We start from the raw sequence: 17,527 nt of genomic DNA on the forward strand, positions 1-17,527 counted from the left end.
TACTTCAGCAGCAGCGGCACATCTTCGCGGCGCTGACGAACCGGAGGTAGAAAGATCGTCATGCCGTTCAAACGGTACAACAAATCTGCCCGGAACGCCTTCGACTCCACCATCTCTTCCAGCGGTCGATTCGTCGCGGTGATGACACGCACATCAGTGCCGATCGTTTCATTTCCGCCGACGCGTTCGAATCGCTGATCCTGGAGCAGGCGCAAGACCTTCCCCTGGACAATCGGGGCCATATCGCCCACCTCATCGAGGAAGATCGTCCCCCCGTGGCATTGCTCGAACTTTCCGATGCGGCGGCGGTCCGCGCCAGTAAAGGCACCTTTTTCGTGCCCGAACAGTTCACTCTCCAGCAGTGTATCGGGAAGCGCCGCGCAATTGATTGCCATGAACGGGGCGCCGCGGCGGTGACTATGCTGATAGAGCGCCTGCGCAACCAGTTCTTTCCCCGTACCACTCTCACCACGAATCAAGACGGGTACGTCCTGAGCCGCGACGCGTCCAATCGACTTGAAAACATCCAGAATTTCCGGGCTTCGGCCGACAAATAACTTTCCAGTTTGCTCACCACTCGAGTCGACCGAAAGCGCGACGGGAACACTCATCAGACGGCGGGAGTCGATCGCAGACTCGACCAGTCGATTGAGTTGGGGCAGATCAAGCGGCTTTGAAACGTAGTCGTACGCACCTAACTGCATCGCTTCGATGGCGGTTGAACTTCCACTGTCGGCCGTCACAAAAATGACGGGCAGCCGACGGTCGATCGACTGAATGTCGCGAAGCACGTCTAACCCCGACCGCCCCGGTAACATGATGTCCAACAGTACGACATCCGGTTGGCGCTCGGCAACCAGCACCAAGGCTTGCTCAGCGGTCTCTGCGGTGGCGACTTCGTAATTGATCGACTCTAGTGTCTGCGTCAACATGTGACGCACACTTCGATCATCATCTACAACCAGAACCAATGCCATACGTAATCTCGTACGTGGGGAAGAGCGAGCCGAAGACTCATGAGTGTCAGTAGTGATATGGGACGTTTCGATCACACATGAAGGCGGGACCATTGTAACCGATTGTAGCAAATAGACTAGCCGCCGGGGACCGGATCTCCCCGAAGCCAGGTCGCTTCCGTGGTGAGTTCTGCAAGACGAGGACCTGAAAACGTACACGACCACTCAGCTCCCATGCCCGTTTTTGCTACACCACCGTCATCCCGGATGTGGAGCTCCCCCCGCGCAGATTTTGCCCCGACGGCACGTACTCTGCTACGACAACATTGCGCGGCCCCTGCCCAACTTCCCTACCGCCACGGCCCCATTGGTGAATGACAATTCCCGGCAACCTCTTCAGATAATGAATAAGACAGACCCCATGACAGGTAGTAATCTGCACACTGGAACGCTACGTTCGGCCCGAAGACAGCTCGAACCAACACTGCTTCGCAGAAGGCACGGCCAATGAACGGGTTGCGGAAAAGGTTTTTAAGTCCCCATGCGACGGCAAATTTCGCACTCGTCCTGGTGGTGCTGGTACTTAACAGCTTCATCCTTCACAGTAACTCGATCGCACTGCATCAGGGACAAGAGGTCATTAACGGCAGTAGCGAAGCCATGCTTCAAAGTCGCGCTCTTCTCGCGACGTTCCTCGATGCCGAAACAGACGTACTGGGATTTGCAATCGCAGGTGACGAAAGGTTCCTGCGCGAGCACACGGCCCGGCTGGCGAATCTCCCCGAACAGTTTCGTCGACTGAGTGAGTCCGTCACTGACCATCCTGTCCAGGTCGCAAGGGTCGCCCAAATCAGGGAATTGGCAGAGGACCGGTTCGAACTGCTCCAGACAGTGATCGATGCGCGGGAGAAAGGTTTTGATTCCGCCCGTGAGATTGTGATCACAGGCAGCGGGAAAACGCTCATGGATCAGATTCGGCAGTTGATTGCTGAACTGGAAAAGGAACAGATTCGACTGAAGGGTGTCCGTAGCCAGGAACAGGATCATCGACTGTTCAAAGTTCTGTCCGCGAATCTCGCCGCCGTTTGTATCGGAACGGTTCTCACGATCGCGGCCTGGGGATTTGTTGACCGAGAACTGCAAAGACGCCGTCAGGCAGAAGCCACTGCTCTGTCTGAACGACAGAACCTGTGGGTCACCCTGACCAGCATCGGTGACGGGGTGATCGTTGCCGATGCTTCGGGACAGATCAAGCTGGCCAACCCCGTCGCCAAACAGTTGATGGGCGATCCGCTCGAAGTTGAGGGACGGTTCCTGCCGGAAATATTTTCTCTCATCGACGCCCACACGCGTGAGCCCATTGCCAACCCGTTCAACCAGGTGCTGACGGAAGGAACCTTCCCCCGCCGAACGGGTGACACGCTGCTGCGTCGAAGTGATTTTTCCGAAATCCCGATTGAAGAGAATGCCGCACCCATCCGGGATACGATGGGCAGAATCACGGGAGTCGTGTTTGTATTCCGTGACTGCTCGGAACGCTTACGACTCGAAAAAGAGAAAAACGAGCGTGAACGCCGCTTCCGACGGGTTTTCGAGACGCCCCTGATCGGAATTGCCATCGGAACCTCCGAAGGCAGCCTGCTGGAGGCAAATAACGCGTTTCTAGATCTCATTGGCTATCGCTTCGGAGAGTTTGATAATACGAAGCTAAGCTGGAGCGGTGTCCCTGTGAATCAGACGCCACTCGACCGAGCATCGTGGGACGAGCTTCGTGAGAAGGGTGTCTGCGGCCCGATTGAAAAAACATACTCTCGCAATGACGGCACCCGGGTCCCGGTGCTGATCTCTGCCGCGAGATTGATGAATGAGCTCGACCAGATTGTGGTCTTTATCACCGATCTGACGCAAAGCAAGAAGACCGAAGCAGCGCTGCGGGAGAGTGAGGCAAGGTTCCGAGTCCTCTCGGAATGCATGCCACAAAAGGTCTGGACGGCTCGCCCGGATGGGACACTGGACTACGTCAATCAGATGCTGCTGGAGTATACCGGGCTGACAGCCGAACAGATGACAGACAAGGACTGGCGCGAGCTGGTTCATCCGGACGATGTGGCCCATCACTTGAAGAAGTGGTCCCAGTCGCTGAAGAGCGGCAACATGTTTGAGATTGAAGAACGCTTCCTGAAACATACCGGCGAGTACCGCTGGCATCTCTCCAGAGCCCTGCCTCTCTATCGGCCTGACGGCCAGATTGCGATGTGGGTCGGAACGCATACGGATATTCACGACCACAAGTGTGCGGAGGAGGCGCTGCGGGAGGACCACATCCGGAAGGACCAGTTCCTCGCCCTCCTGGCGCACGAACTTCGCAATCCACTTGCCCCGCTGAGCAATGCCATCCAGGTCTTCTCGGCGGCCTATAAAGATCCCAATATCGCCGCGGATCTTCTGGACATCATGAGAAGACAACTCCGGCAGATGACGCGTTTAATCGACGACCTGCTGGACCTGTCCCGCATCACCACGGGAAGAATGCGGCTGCGCTGCGAAAAAATCAGCGTCGCCAGTGCGGTCGCCGCTGCGGTGGAGGGGGTTCAGCCAATTATCGCCGAGCGCCGCCATCAACTGACGGCGAAAGTCCCGCAAGAAGAAATCTGGATCGAGGCCGATCCGACACGACTGGCTCAGATCCTCACGAACCTGCTGCACAACGCGGCCAAGTATACGGACCCCGAAGGCCAGCTCTGGCTGACTGTGGAACGAGCAGGAAACGAAGCCATCTTCCGTGTCCGCGACAATGGATCCGGTATCGCCAAGGAGATGCTGAACAAAATCTTCGACGTCTTCATGCAGGTCGAATGGACACTGGACCGGGCTAACGGTGGCTTGGGAATCGGACTGACGCTGGTTCGCACCCTGGTCCAGATGCACGGCGGAACCGTCACTGCAGCCAGCGAAGGAGTGGGGCGCGGCAGCGAATTCACCGTCCGGCTTCCCATCAAGGAAGAACTGCAACAGCCTCCCAGGGAAACTACGGCGGCTCCACCGGAACCGACCACTCCCCTGCCAAAACTTCGGATTCTAGTCGTCGATGATGTCCAGGCATCCGCCAAGACACTGGCGATGATGCTGCAAGCGCTGGAGCAGGATGTGGAAACGACGTTCGACGGAATGTCCGCAATTTCGCTGGCAACAGAACAGAACTTTGACCTGATCTTCCTGGACATTGCCATGCCCCTCATGGACGGGCTGGAAGTCGCACGCCGGCTGCGAGCGATTCCGAAGCTCCGTACGACCAGGCTCGTCGCTCTGACCGGATTCGGGCAGAACGAGGACCGTACTCAAAGTATGAAGGCCGGGTTCGATGAGCACCTGACGAAACCCGTCAGCATGGACCTGCTGACCGATGTCATTCGCGGGGGCGTTCCTTCCCAAAACGGCGATTGACGTGCATTCTCCTTCTGATCGACCTGATTCTCGCCCTGCTAAACCAGGACGGATTCACGTCGTACGCTGCCAGAATCGATTCTGGCAGCGCAATGTCGCTCAGCAAGTGCGCCCCCCCTTCAGCAGACGCCGACGTTCCTGAATCAGCTCGCCCTGGTCTCACCCCCGAGGAGGGTCAGGACTTCCCCGCTGATGTAGCTTGAGTCCGCATTCGACGCAAAGAAGACGAATGCGGGCGCGACTTCTTCTGGCTGACCAGGCCGCTGCATCGGCGACTTCAGGCCATGCTCCGCCACATCCTGAGCGGGTTTGGATACCGGTTGCAGAACTGTCCAGATTGGCCCGGGAGCGACACAATTCACCCGTATTTTGCGGTCCACCAGATTCTGTGCCAGCGACTTGGTAAAAGCATGGATGGCCCCTTTGGTCGCAGCATAGTCGATCAGTGTCTTATTCCCCTCCAGACCGGTAATTGAACCGCAATTGATAATGCTTCCTTCTTCATTCATGTAGGGCAGGGCGGCCTGCGCCATGTAGAAGTACCCATAAATGTTCGTCCGAAAGGTCAAATCCCATTGAGCGTGAGTGATATCCTCCAACCGGTCAGCGGATTCCTGATAGGCGGCATTATTCACCAGAATATCGATCCGTCCCAAATCCCGAACGGTTCTCTCTACTGCCGAACGGCAAAACTCGGGATCCGTTACATCACCCGGAATCAATAACGCCTTGCGACCTTCCTCCTCGACGGCATCACGTGTTTCCTCGGCATCCGACTGTTCGGCGGGCAGGTAAACGATCGCAACGTCGGCTCCTTCACGCGCGTAGAGTACCGCGACGGCGCGACCAATCCCTGAATCGCCCCCGGTGATCAGGGCCACTTTATCGAGCAGCTTCGCCGATCCGCGATAGCGTGGAGCCTTGTACTGTGGCAGTGGCTTCATCCGGGATTCCAGCCCGGGGTGCTCCTGCTGCTGCGCGGGCATGGGACTACCGGATGCGTACGGGATTTCAGTCATGATCTTTCCCCTGAAATTTGTGGTGCCTTAGTCTCAAACAGATTTTTACCGGTCCTCAGTAAGGTCGCTGAGGGAATGTTCTGTCGAAAAGGGAAGGCAAGTTTTGCGCCGACTGGAGGGGGTTCAGTGGGACGACCCGAGCTCACTGCCTATGACTTGAGGTTCGCATGAATGATTGTTCCCCAAAAGATGTTCATGGTCGAAGTAAGTGCAACCTGGTTCGAACAGGGGCACCTGTTGCAGCCCGGCATCGCTCGATTCACGACACTCCAAAGACCAGGAGACTCGCTTGCAAACTTCCCGGAAATCAGCGGTTTACAGCCTGATTCCATGAGGTTTTCTTCATTGGAACGGATATTGCGATTGACATCTGGCGACGGACTCACCGTCGACTAACAAGAGGTCAATTTCTCGGAACGATTCAAATGAAAATTATCACCTATCGCACACTAGGCATCCTCTCCGCGATGGCCTTCGGGACGATTGGTTGGTTGCCATTTGTCCAACTTGATACTGATACCGAAGTCCAGCTCCTGCGTCGCGTCCGTGCAGAAGAGGCACAGCGTGATCGGTTCGCCTTCAGGCCGGCTGAACGAGTTGCAGGGCAAAGTCGTGGTAGCACCGGTTTAGAGCGGGACGCCTCACCCTCGACAATGACGTTTGCTGAAGGTGATCCGCATGCAGTGCTGAAGAAAAAAGTTGATCTTCTGGAAAAAGGTTATACCTACCTGCAGGAGAAGCCGGATTACACAGCCATGTTGACGAAGCAGGAAGTCGTCCAGGGGCAGTTGCTCGACGAGCAACGGATCCTGCTCAAGTGTCGTCACAAACCCTTCAGCGTGTACCTGAATTGGCATCAGGGAGATGTCGGACGAGAGGTGATTTACGTCGAAGGGAAGCACAATGGGAGGATGATTGCCCATGACGGGGGGTGGAAGTCTCGTATACCCGCGTTCTTCCTCGAACCCGACTGTGCTCTCGCAATGAGCGGTGCACGCTACCCGATTACCTCAGCAGGTCTGTTAGGACTCGTCGAAACCATGCTCAAGGCGCACCAGGAAGATCTCACAAAGCTGACCGTCAAATCATGTTCACACCTGGAAGATGGCGAGCTTGAGGGACGCCCCTGTCATGTCTTCCAGACAACGTACAAATCGCGGGAAATCTCTCCCACCTACCGAAAGTCGATTACTCTTATCGACAAGGAGTGGAACGTACCATGCCTGTCGAAGCACTATGAATGGCCCGCAAAGGAGGGTGCTGACGAGGCGAAGGTCGACGAGGTAACGCTCATCGAGTTATACCACTTTTCCGAAATTCGCTTTGATCAGTCATTGAGTGATTCCGACTTTGATTCGACCAATCCTGAATACCGTTTCCGGTAACGATCCGGCAAAGCCTCTTCGTCACGTCACGCGCTGTGACCGCTTACGCATCCCCGCAGGTTGCTCGGAACACAACCACCCCCGCAAGCCCCCGCTTGCGGGGGTGGTTTTATTATGCCCATGCATTTAGCGTCTCACCCCGGGCGGCGGGCTCTCCACTTACAGAGTTGAGAGCCTTCAAGACACCATCACGCTGCTTCCGGGTATACCTACGGCTGGTGATTTGATCTGCCCCACTCGAGGCGGAAGCCTTCTTTTGTGTTCAGACCCCGGAGTTCCTCCCTCCCTTAATCTTCTCCACCTCCGCTGAGCGAGATTCGCCGAGGCATCGCACTCAGATGCGATCCATGTGGCGCGCTTGATCTCGCTGCATGAATGCCGTGCGTGAGCGATGCCTGTTGAGAGTGAGAGAAGCCTGCAAGGACAAGGCCCCGCTGAATAACAGGCCCTTGGCACGTATCTTGCGAACGTTAGGAATTGGAGGCTCAACCGGGTCGCGAATTTCACGGCCGGTCGGCCTCGAGTGTGTTATGAACCGGCCTCAATGTGTGCCGGCCTTCTGGGTCTCGTACAGACCGTCAGGTGCAGTGATGAACAGCCCGCTTCCAAATTGGGGTAATGTCGTAGGTGTCGCCTCCGACGGATGGAGCCTCAAGTCCGCGATTGATGAGCTCGGGTATCTCGGGTTCTCCGCGTCACAGGTCGGCATCGCCACCCATCAGGATACTGTACACCAGATTCAAGTGATGGGAGACTCGGATTCGCGGACCACCCATCATCCAGGGATGACTCGAAGACTCCTGCTGATCTCCCGGCACTTCCCCGAAATCGATTCCGCGATCCTGGCAGGAACGCTGGCGGCCAACCTCTCAAACTATCCCGACTCGAACCTTGCTGGCCTCCTAACATACATGGGGGTCCTGGGTGAAGAAGCCTCTCGCTATGAGCGGGACTTTCGCAAGGGGACCTCGCTGGTCACCGTGAACGCAGGCAGACGAGCGGCGATCGCGGGCCTGGTCCTTCAACGAATCAATGCGATGTCCTGACCGATTCAATCGCGATCGCTCCCCGGGAAATCCACTTTAGAGCACGCACGAGTGCGCTTCGCGTACTTCAAACCTTGCCCTGTCCAGGGCCGAGCTGTGTGCCGAGTCCATGAGGCTCCCGGCCAAGTGCCTGGTATCATCGAGCCAGGTAGCGAATTACCACTTACAGAAAATCTACTGTGCACGTAGAGTGATAGAAGTGGGTGAGGGTTATTGCGCCTCAGAACCCCTCGTACCGCGGATGTCGACTCGAGGGCTGCGGGGGATTTATTCAGTCCACAATCCGCGAACGTGGAACGGGCAGCATTGGCCGCTTGTCCATCGAGAACCGGCGCCGTCGGCACCTGAAAGGGCAGCTTCTTTTGGCAAGTTGCCTCACGGCGCGAGAGCGAGTCGCCTCGGACCAGAGAGCTCAACCAGTGGACCGCCCGAAGCCATCTCATCGGCTGTACCAGAAAAGGCATGTCGCCGAACGGGAGTGGTAAAGACCTTCCATTTACACCCCGCACCTCGCGAGCCGCGATGAAGCGTGCATTACATTACCCACAGCTTCGGGAACTCATCGCTATCAATTCAAAGCTACGCGAACAACTCATTTCACTAATAACCAGACCACACCTTCGGCCAGGAATCGGATGGACCAAAGTGGAATCCCCAGAGTCGATGTGAAACTGCCGGGCATCGGATTGCAAGGTCTTATGTTCAACTCCATGACCCGTAAACGAGTCCATGCCGAAATTAGGGACCGTAGTTTGTCATGACCCACCTGTGATAAAGGTGAGTCATAAGTTCCCCTTCTCCGTCACAGTCTGCACACCCCGGCATTGACTTTGCACGAAAACCACTAGACCCGAGGGATTGATTGAAGTGTTCAATCTCTTTTCTCAGTGCCACCTTCTCAATGTGATCGGAATGGAGAATCATGATGCGAAAATGGATTAGCGTTAGCGCATGTAGTGCAGCTTTGTGTCTTTGCAGCGTTAGCGGAGCCCAGCAGACAAATAACAATGCACCGCCGCAAACAACGCCCAATCGATCGGATGCCGCCACACCGCACGACCAGCGGTCAGACTGGAAGTCCGCCGACCACACATTGGCAACGTGCGTCGCGATAGCAAATCAGGAAGAGATCGCGATCGCCAAGTTTGCACAGGAGAAAGCACGCAGCTCGGACGTGAAAGAGTTTGCGAAGATGCTTGTGAAAGACCATCAGGCCTTTCTTGAAAAGCTGGAAAAATTTGCCCCGGAAGCCGCTCGAGATGGCTATCTACATGAAAAGCATGAACCCTCCACCAACGATAAAACCCGCGCTGGCGCAGACAAGACCACGGGGGTCGAGGCAAAGGTTGGTCTGGCGGGCGGGACCGTGAAAGCATCAGCTGGCAAGGTTCAGCAGACCGCAGGTACCGAAGAAACGGCTGACCGGCATCATGGAGTCAACTTCATTCAGTTGCATCGTGAGATCGCGGCAGAATGCGTCCGCAACGCAAAGGAGATGCTGACCGAAAAAGAGGGAGACAAGTTCGATGAATGCTTCGTGGGACATCAGATTGCCGCCCACGCCGCAATGAAGACCAAGCTGACCGTGTTTGAACGTCACGCTTCAAGCGAACTTAAAGACGTCCTGGCGAAGGGTGCCGAAACCACCCAACGCCACATGAAGAAGGCGGAAGAGCTGATGAAAGAACTGGCCCATGCGGACAGTTCTTCCAAGCGAGATTCTTCCAGTTCAAAGAAGGAATAGTTGAGCGCCGACCGGAATACGGCCAATCGGCCCAACACCGCGTTTTGACAGAAGGGGAGAAGGTACATCTCCCCGGATCGCTGAACGAATCAAAAGAGTGCGGGAGGACAGCGCGTGAGAGGCCACTCTGACGCGCTGTCTTTTCGTTCCATCCCTGGCTCCACCCGAAATCAGGCATCCCTGCGGTTCTCTTTCCGCTCCACGCACGCGGCGGCGGGTGCGATACCCGCCGCTGACAGACAGCAGGCGATTGAGGAATTTCCGCCAAGCGAATAGTCTTCCGATCAGCACCTCTCTCATGCCGTCTCATGCCGCTTATTCAAAGGCTATGCGAGACCTCCCAGTCACCTGATCACGCCTATTCTTCTCCCACCGAGGTCGCAAAAGTCGCAGGGGACTTCACGAACGTCGCGTAGTTTTCCTGGTTGCCGAACAGGTAGAGGCGTCCCTGGAACCAGGCTGCATAGTCCAGCGTCCCCTCCACGACGTCCTTGTCTCGTCCGAGTGCAACGACATCCGCACCATAAGCCGCAGGAGCGTAGAACGCCGGATTGTCTGTAAATCGATCGCGTGCTTCCTCGCTGGCGAAGTGGAACTTCTGACCCCGGAAAGTCGCCTGAAATTCGGGCTTCGCATCCCGAAGTTCCCGGCGGTCCTTCAAAGTGACGGGACAGAACCCCTTCAGGCCTTTCATTCCAAAACGGGACCGAATCCGTCGCATTTTCTCTGTATAGGATTCGCTCGACCCTTCCGGGATGATCGATCCCTGACTGTCGAATGCAGGAATGAGTGCCGGACGCCCCTCATCAGGTGCGGGAAGGGCGAGGGGCGAGGGTGGAGTCCCAATATCTTCCAGTGGCGGTTCGATGAAAGCCTTGCCCTGCACGGCAAACGGATCTTCTTCCTCCGAAGACCCCGCTAGGTCCTCCGTCAGATCTTCCTGATCTGGAAGAACGAATTGCCCCATTTCATCCCCTTCGGCGTCAGCTTCCGCCTCGTCCGCTTCCTGCTCCCGCCGTGAGAAGGGGTTGAGCCGTTCAGGAGAAGGAGTAGGTTTCTCTGCTCCAAAAGAGAGTGCGCGGGGTGATGAGTCCAGCGGCAAGGGAGGAAGTTCTGCGTCATCAGAGAGGTCCGGCAGAGCAGGTAGGTCACGATCCAGCTCTAGGAGGGGGTCCTCATCTGCGTCATCCAGGCCAAACTCGTAGGAGGAGGGGGGAGGAGGGACAGGCGGAATGGGGGCCGCGTCCTCGGGAACCGGCAGCAAGACCGGCTTCGACCCTGACTTCTGTGCGTTCGTAGACAGTTTGGCTGTCGATTTGCCCCCTGACGATCCATACCGGGTCGAGTTCGATCGCGATGACGGTGACCGATCACCGGATGCGGGCGGGACATTCGGAATCGTCCCCTGCGAATCGGATGACGCGGACGAGTTCGACTTTTTCTTTGAGAAGGGATTCAGCTTTTTGAAGAAACCGCGGATCGGTTTTGGCCGCTCCTGTGCCTTTTCGGCCTCTTCATCATCTTCATAGTCCGCTTCGTCTGAAGAGGAACTGCGTGCGGGTGTCGATCGCGAGCGGGATGCGTTCCCTCCAAAAGACAACTGCGTCGGCTGGACGTTCGCTGGCCCCAGATCGTCCTGTTCCGACGGAGCAGCCGGGACCACTTGAGGCGTTCGCGCTAATGGGGTCATCGGCTGGACGTTCATTTCCGGCATTTCGCGGCCATCTTTTTCGTACAGCATCTCCAGCTGTCGCTGAACCTCGGTCTTACCGTCGCCAGCCGCTTTCACTGGACTTGCCCCCGCACCTGATCGAGAGGGAGTCTTTGCGTTCGTAAAGACGGGGTTTTTGGATTGTCCGTACACCGTCATTGACTGCGACAGCAGGCCTGCTGTCGCTGCGCTGAGCAAGCAGACTCGCACGCTGAAATCCATCCGACTGCGCATTACCATCTCCTCACATCTGGCCGGCGATCCATCCGCAGACTCTGCCGGTCGACTTCCGACAACGGACAATTCACGGACGACATAGTGATCGTCGCAACGGCTCGCCGGAGTGTGAGGGTTCCAAGGGTTGAATCCGAAATTCAACTCGCAGCACCAAATTGTGTGGCACGATCAGAAGAACAAAAACAAGCTTCGCAAATCGCCCATCTTTCCAGAATCAGCGTTAAACCATGTCGTCCGGGAAGTCGACATCGTCGTCCTTCCCCCCAGCCTCGCTCATCCCCAGTTGGCGCATCTTGCGGTAGAGATTGGATCGATGCAGTCCCAGCAACTTGGCCGCTTCACTCATATTTCCTTTCACCCGCTTAATTGCCTTGCGAATGAAGTTTTGCTGGAACCCGTTCGTGGCTTCGTTGAGACGCATGTCGACAGAGGGTTCGAAGACATTCAACTGTTCGGGACTGAGAATGAATGCCAGGTCGTCGACTTCGACAGTATCGCCTGTCGCCAGAAAGGCGACGCGTTCCATCAGGTTCCGTAATTCTCGCACATTGCCGGGCCAGGCATGGGCTTGCAGGCGCTTTCGTGCCTCAGGCGACATCTTCAGGTTGGGGCGGCGGGCCTGAGTAGCGAACAGATTCAGAAAATGATCGGCCAGTGGCAAAACGTCATCCGCCCGCTCTCGCAGCGACGGAAGATCCAGCGTGACAACGTTTAAGCGAAAATACAGATCCTCACGAAACTTCTTCGCCCGAACCGCATCGGCCAAATGAGCATTCGTGGCGGCGATCACTCGGGCGTTGATCGGTATCGAAAGAGATCCCCCGACGCGGGTGATCACTTTCTGCTCAAGCACCCGCAGCAGTTTGGCCTGCCCACCGGGACTCATGTCACCGATCTCATCCAGAAAGATCGTTCCCCCTTCGGCGATTTCAAACTTGCCGCGATGCATCTCGCGCGCGTCAGTGAAGGCCCCTTTTTCGTGGCCGAACAATTCACTCTCAAGCAGCGTCTCTGTCAGCGCCGCACAGTTGACGGCCACGAACGGACGGTCGGATCGGGGCCCCTGATAATGCAGGGCCTGCGCGACGACCTCCTTGCCGGTTCCACTCTCGCCCAGAATAAGAATCGGAAGGTCCGTAGCAGCGAGTCGGCGAATGGTACTTCGCATTGCCTGCATCGCCGGACTATCGCCGATGATGGTCGCTCCCTTGGTCACCTGCTGCGTCAATTGGTGATGCGACCTGAGCAACGACTCACGCTCACGCGTGTTCTGGAGCGCCACCGCAACCTGAAGTGACAGGTCGGCAAGCGTGATTTCGTCTTCTTCTGTGAAGGACCCCGAGTTTTTGTTGATGACCTCGAACGCCCCCAGCAGTTTCTTGTCCGAACCGTAAAGGGGACCGCACAAAAGGTTACGCGTTTTGTAACCGCTGGCGTTGTCCACTTTTCGGCTGAACCGTGGGTCGTTGTAGGCATCGTCGATTCTTAAGGTCACCCCTTGATGAATCACCTCACCGACGATTCCGGTGTTATCAGGAAGTCTGAGCGAGTTCCCTTCAACCCCCAGCGCGGGGCAGGCAACGAGCTCGTGATGCTCTTTGTCCCAGATGAAGATACTGGCACGATCGCATTCCAGCAGGCGAGTCGCCTCTTTGGCAATCAACTGCAGCAGCGGCTCCGTTTCATGAACGGCAGACAGATTTAAGGAAATCCGCAGAATGCTCTGAAGTTGATCGATTCTCCGCACGGACTGACTGCGACGGGCGAGAAAGTCGAGACACGCACCAATTGCCTTCGCCATTAGCATGGCTGACGGCAGTGCGTCGTCAGGAAAGCTGCGGCCGGCAAATGTCAGCACGGCGCCTGTATGACTGCGGCTGGGAACGGGCGTCGCAGCAAGGTAAGTCCCCGGAACGCTATCCAGCGAGGCGACCACTCCCGCATCGCGGTCGAGCACATCCATCAACAGGCTTTTCGGCATCTCGGCCAGACCGATGCGGCCATGCTGGCTCACGGCAACCCAATCGGGATTGCGCATAAAAAAGCCGACGGAGTTCGCGGCAAGTTCACCTGCAATCTCGGGAAGTTGATCCCGCAGGAATTCCGCTGCGGAATTCGCCGGTACTGCACGAGCTACGAACTGTTCGACCGCTTGAAGCACACGAATCGCGTCGTCGGCCTGAATCGACTGAGAAACCTGTTGCCACGCAATCCATTTTGTGGGCACGAACGGGCTCGCTTTCCAGCAAAACAATAGGCCCATCGAGCGATCAGAGAGTCTGCCGGAAGGACGTCAACTCGCGAAACCCGGTTCCGCAGTCAGACATCAGGACATGAGTTGAGCGGTCGTAAGGGAATTGCTCCCATTCCCGCACTCAGATCATCCCTCCAGAACCTCAAATCATCAGTCAGCGACTGATGTCAATTCGATGGCTATTGAAACGAATATTTCCATAATCTGACGAGAGACAGATCGATATGATAACATTCGGGAGTGATGATGCCACTCAAGCCGATCAGCTTCCCGTGAGATTGCGGCGAATATCTCTGCGCGGGGCGATCTGGAATTGCTCCGTTGTTTCACTCTCCATGAGGGTGGGCGAGCCTGAGGAGTGCCGCCGCAGGAGCATGGCGACTGATCACTCTGAAGTCGACAAGCCCCTTTGGACGTGCGTAAAACACGACTGCGGATAGGATTAGATTCGCTTGAACGTGTTCATTCGAAAGACGGGAAGCTGCCGCGAGTCACCTGTTGTCCCGTCGAGCTCTCCCTCACACCGAATCAGATCGCCGGATCTCAATCGGCCGAGAGCAGGGGTGTCCGCCAGCGTGATCACTCCCCCGAGCTGATCCGAAGCAGAAGGGTTTTTATCGTAAATCACGATCCACTCTTTCGTCGATTCGTCGTAATCGACGGACCCTTCAACCCAGCGGAATTGAGGATGATGTCCCCCATTGCGTACCGGCTTACGAGCCGTCCGACCGAATTCTCGGCTGTATTGAATACCACTTGTCTCGTCATCTTCTTCCCCGGACGCCTGACGAATCTCCGGTTCTTCGAACTCGATCTCCTGATCGTCCGAATTCACTGTGGACTCTTCGTCGTACGCCTGAGTGCGTCGACGGCTTTCCTGCTGAGTGAAAGGTGTGCTCTCCTCACTTGGGTCGAAGTGGCTGGTCGGAGTCAGCGTGCTGCGATTTGTTCCGCGTTCTGACGGATCATCTTCCGGCAGCGGAACCGCGTTTCGCCCGCGAGGCGATTCCGGCTCAGGACTGAACGTGGGCGAGTTCCCGTTAGTGGGTGCCTCATACGTCGGAGTCGGCGTCGAGTAACCTGGTGGCGACAGAGGGGTCGGAGTCGTGACGCCTGGCGAATTGCCTGGAACGTACGGCGCGCCGTTCATGGGAGCCGTATAAGTCCCCCCGGGTTGATAGACCGGACCACTCGGGTAACTACCAGATGGCTGGGCCGGGACAACGTATGGACTGCTTCCGTACGTCCCCGGTGGATAACCGTGAAGCATACAGCCTGAGGCCATAAGGGTGAGTAGACCAACCGACATAATCAAACGGCAATGCATACGACCAGTCCTTTGGGAACTGACTTCGAACTGTCGACGCACCCGTCGCCCCCCAGCGTCGGACGGCCGGGATTGTAAGGATGCAGCCAATCGTGTCCATACCGGTTCGGCAGGTTTTGCCAGTCGTAAAATTCGCACTCCTGCTGCATCTGCCATTCAGACCGAGTGGCACAGCCCAGCAGTGCGTGTCGCCGCCCCCCTGATCGCTGGCATGGATCGCGTCATGCACGTCGCGCAAGACACAAACAACGACGCCCCGAGTCTCACGTTGGGATAACTCAGGCTTTGTCATCTGACCCAAACAAAACGAGCATGGCAACCGTTCCCGTTTGCCATGCTCGCCAGGTCACTGATCAACGTTTCTACGTTCTGGTTCGCTCGTTCGACCAATCTTCCTGCGAATCAATGCTGAGAGTTCGACGCAACGAGCACCGGGGTTACTTCGGCGTGTGAGCCAGCGGGATCATGATGGACAGAGGCCCCGTCTTGGGGCTGATCCTTTTTACGGAACTCAGCCATTCGCTGCATCAGTACATAGAACACAGGCACGAAGAAGACTGCCAGTACCGTCGCCGCGATCATCCCCCCGAACACTGCGGTTCCCAATGCCCGTCGGCTTGCCGCACCGGCCCCCGTCGCGTTGATCAACGGAACGATCCCGAGGATGAACGCAAACGAAGTCATCAGAATGGGTCGGAACCGCATCCGGCTGGCTTCGACCGCAGCATCGATGATCGATCTGCCTTTCATGCGCAGTTCCCGAGCAAACTCCACAATCAGAATCGCGTTCTTACTTGCCAGAGCAATAATCAGGACGATTCCAATCTGCGTATAGATATTGTTATCCATCCCGCGAACCCAGACAGCGATCACAGTCCCCAGCAGCGCCAGTGGCACGACCATGATGACCGCCGCCGGCATCAGCCAGCTTTCGTACTGGGCGGCCAGCACGAGATAGACCATCAGCACCCCCAGAGCAAAAACGTAGATCGCCTGCGATCCGACCAGTTTTTCCTGGAGCGACATCCCCGTCCATTCGTAACCCATGGAGGAGGGGAGTTTGGCTTCGGCCATCTGCTCCATCAGTTGCAGGGCCTGTCCCGAACTGACGCCCGGAGCCGCCGCCCCGTTAATCGTCGCGGAAGGAAACAGGTTGTAACGGGGGACAATCTGCGGTCCCAGCGTCTTGCGAATCGTCGCCAGTGTCCCCAGCGGGATCATCCGACCTTCGCGGTTACGGACTTCCAGTCGACCGATGTCTTCCGGATGTAAGCGGAACTGCTGATCCGCCTGCACGCGAACCTGATAGGTCTTTCCAAATTTATTGAAGTCGTTCACGTAGGCCGAACCGAGTGCCGCCTGCATCGTGCCGAAGATCGTATCGAGAGGCACCCCAAGGCTTTTGGCTTTGACCCGGTCGATATCGACATAGATCTGGGGAACACCAGAGCGGAACGTCGACTGAACACGGCTTAAGCTAGTCTGACCTCCCGCTGCGTGCACCATTTCCTGTACGACGCTTTGCAGTTCCGGCAGCCCGACACCACCGCGATCTTCGATCTTCATTTCAAATCCCCCGGCGACCCCCAAACCACGGATCCCTGGGGGTGGAAACGCCAGAATCATCGCCTCGCGCACGGACTGAAACTTCCCCATCAGGTTGCCAAGAATGGCATCCTGGCTGAGTTCCGGATGGTGGGCCCGATCTTCAAAGGAGGTGAAGGTAATGAACATCGTGGCCGCGTTCGAAGTCACCGACGAATCGAGCAGCGACATTCCCCCCAGCAGGAACCAGGTCCGAACGCCGGGAGTCTCGGCCAGAATCGCGTTCACCTTGCGGGTCACTTCGCGAGTACGCTCTTGTGATGCAGCATCAGGTAGCTGGATGGCAACAATCGCGTACCCCTGATCTTCCGTGGGCACGAAGCCGGTCGGAAGCTGTACGAACCACCATCCCGTCAACCCGACCAGCCCGACAAAGAGCAGCATCATCAGTACGATCTGCCGCACCGCAACTTTCACGATCGCCGTGTAGACCCCTTCGGTCCAGTCGTACACACGGTTAAAGACGCGGTAGAAGAGATTCTTCTTCTCAGGAGTTGGCCGCAGATACACGGCACATTGAGCCGGCTTCAGCGTCACTGCGTTTAACGCGCTGATCACGGCCGTCGCGGCGATGGTGAGTGCGAACTGGCGATAGAGCTGCCCCGTGATGCCCCCCATGAATGCGGTGGGAAGGAACACGGCCATCAGCACAAGCGTAATCCCCATCACCGGCCCGATCACCTCGCCCATCGCGACAATCGTCGCGTTTTTGGGACTCAGTTTATCATGGTCAATGTGGTGCACCGCGTTTTCGACGATCACGATGGCGTCGTCCACAACGATACCAATGGCAAGCACC

General features: G+C 56.8%; 10 protein-coding genes. 4 read left to right on the forward strand and 6 right to left on the reverse strand.

The annotated features are described in order from the left end of the window. A partial coding sequence (locus VGE80_RS10695; RefSeq protein ID WP_440592654.1) for a sigma-54-dependent transcriptional regulator occupies positions 1-977 on the reverse strand: 977 nt, incomplete at its 3' end. Between the two features lie 486 nt (positions 978-1,463). On the opposite strand from VGE80_RS10695, the gene VGE80_RS10700 reads away from it, so the two are divergent. After that, positions 1,464-4,400: a PAS domain S-box protein gene (locus VGE80_RS10700; protein ID WP_440592655.1), complete on the forward strand. Its 2,937-nt coding sequence runs from the start codon at positions 1,464-1,466 to the stop codon at positions 4,398-4,400. Positions 4,401-4,543: 143 nt separating this feature from the next. Here VGE80_RS10700 and VGE80_RS10705 read toward each other — a convergent pair whose 3' ends face one another. Further along, positions 4,544-5,419: an SDR family oxidoreductase gene (locus VGE80_RS10705; protein ID WP_397568064.1), complete on the reverse strand. Its 876-nt coding sequence runs from the start codon at positions 5,417-5,419 to the stop codon at positions 4,544-4,546. Positions 5,420-5,844: 425 nt separating this feature from the next. Here VGE80_RS10705 and VGE80_RS10710 point away from each other — a divergent pair, with 425 nt between their 5' ends. From VGE80_RS10710 to VGE80_RS10720, 3 genes are all read left to right on the forward strand, one after another. Next, entirely contained in the window at positions 5,845-6,804 is a 960-nt protein-coding gene (locus VGE80_RS10710; RefSeq protein WP_440592656.1) for a DUF1571 domain-containing protein, read from the forward strand. Between the two features lie 590 nt (positions 6,805-7,394). Continuing rightward, a complete protein-coding gene (locus tag VGE80_RS10715; protein ID WP_440592657.1) occupies positions 7,395-7,850 on the forward strand; it encodes a hypothetical protein in 456 nt (151 codons plus the stop codon). A 922-nt stretch (positions 7,851-8,772) separates the two neighbouring features. Further along, a complete protein-coding gene (locus VGE80_RS10720) occupies positions 8,773-9,594 on the forward strand; it encodes a DUF4142 domain-containing protein (RefSeq protein WP_440592658.1) in 822 nt (273 codons plus the stop codon). Between the two features lie 358 nt (positions 9,595-9,952). On the opposite strand, the gene VGE80_RS10725 is transcribed toward VGE80_RS10720, so the two are convergent. The 4 genes from VGE80_RS10725 to VGE80_RS10740 form a co-directional block, all read right to left on the reverse strand. Continuing rightward, positions 9,953-11,539 carry a hypothetical protein gene (locus tag VGE80_RS10725; RefSeq protein ID WP_440592659.1) on the reverse strand — a complete coding sequence of 529 codons (1,587 nt, stop codon included), beginning with the start codon at positions 11,537-11,539 and terminating at the stop codon, positions 9,953-9,955. 223 nt (positions 11,540-11,762) lie between these two features. Next, positions 11,763-13,769 (reverse strand): sigma-54-dependent Fis family transcriptional regulator, encoded by a 2,007-nt coding sequence (locus tag VGE80_RS10730; RefSeq protein WP_397568071.1) that lies wholly within the window; start codon positions 13,767-13,769, stop codon positions 11,763-11,765. Positions 13,770-14,238: 469 nt separating this feature from the next. Next, positions 14,239-15,123, reverse strand: a complete 885-nt coding sequence (locus VGE80_RS10735) for a hypothetical protein (RefSeq protein WP_440592660.1) — start codon at positions 15,121-15,123, stop codon at positions 14,239-14,241. 402 nt (positions 15,124-15,525) lie between these two features. After that, positions 15,526-17,527, reverse strand: a 2,002-nt coding sequence (locus VGE80_RS10740) for an efflux RND transporter permease subunit (protein WP_440592661.1), incomplete at its 5' end; no start/stop codon positions are given.

It is taken from the genome of Schlesneria sp. (genome assembly GCF_036405755.1).
Taxonomy (GTDB): domain Bacteria; phylum Planctomycetota; class Planctomycetia; order Planctomycetales; family Planctomycetaceae; genus Schlesneria; species Schlesneria sphaerica.

Excerpts from the sequence above, each read along its gene's own strand:
- VGE80_RS10700 (WP_440592655.1), top strand. The coding sequence starts at position 1,464 with ATGAACGGGTTGCGGAAAAGGTTTTTAAGTCCCCATGCGACGGCAAAT.
- VGE80_RS10705 (WP_397568064.1), bottom strand. The coding sequence starts at position 5,419 with ATGACTGAAATCCCGTACGCATCCGGTAGTCCCATGCCCGCGCAGCAG.
- VGE80_RS10710 (WP_440592656.1), top strand. The coding sequence starts at position 5,845 with ATGAAAATTATCACCTATCGCACACTAGGCATCCTCTCCGCGATGGCC.
- VGE80_RS10715 (WP_440592657.1), top strand. The coding sequence starts at position 7,395 with ATGAACAGCCCGCTTCCAAATTGGGGTAATGTCGTAGGTGTCGCCTCC.
- VGE80_RS10720 (WP_440592658.1), top strand. The coding sequence starts at position 8,773 with ATGATGCGAAAATGGATTAGCGTTAGCGCATGTAGTGCAGCTTTGTGT.
- VGE80_RS10725 (WP_440592659.1), bottom strand. The coding sequence starts at position 11,539 with ATGCGCAGTCGGATGGATTTCAGCGTGCGAGTCTGCTTGCTCAGCGCA.
- VGE80_RS10735 (WP_440592660.1), bottom strand. The coding sequence starts at position 15,123 with ATGCATTGCCGTTTGATTATGTCGGTTGGTCTACTCACCCTTATGGCC.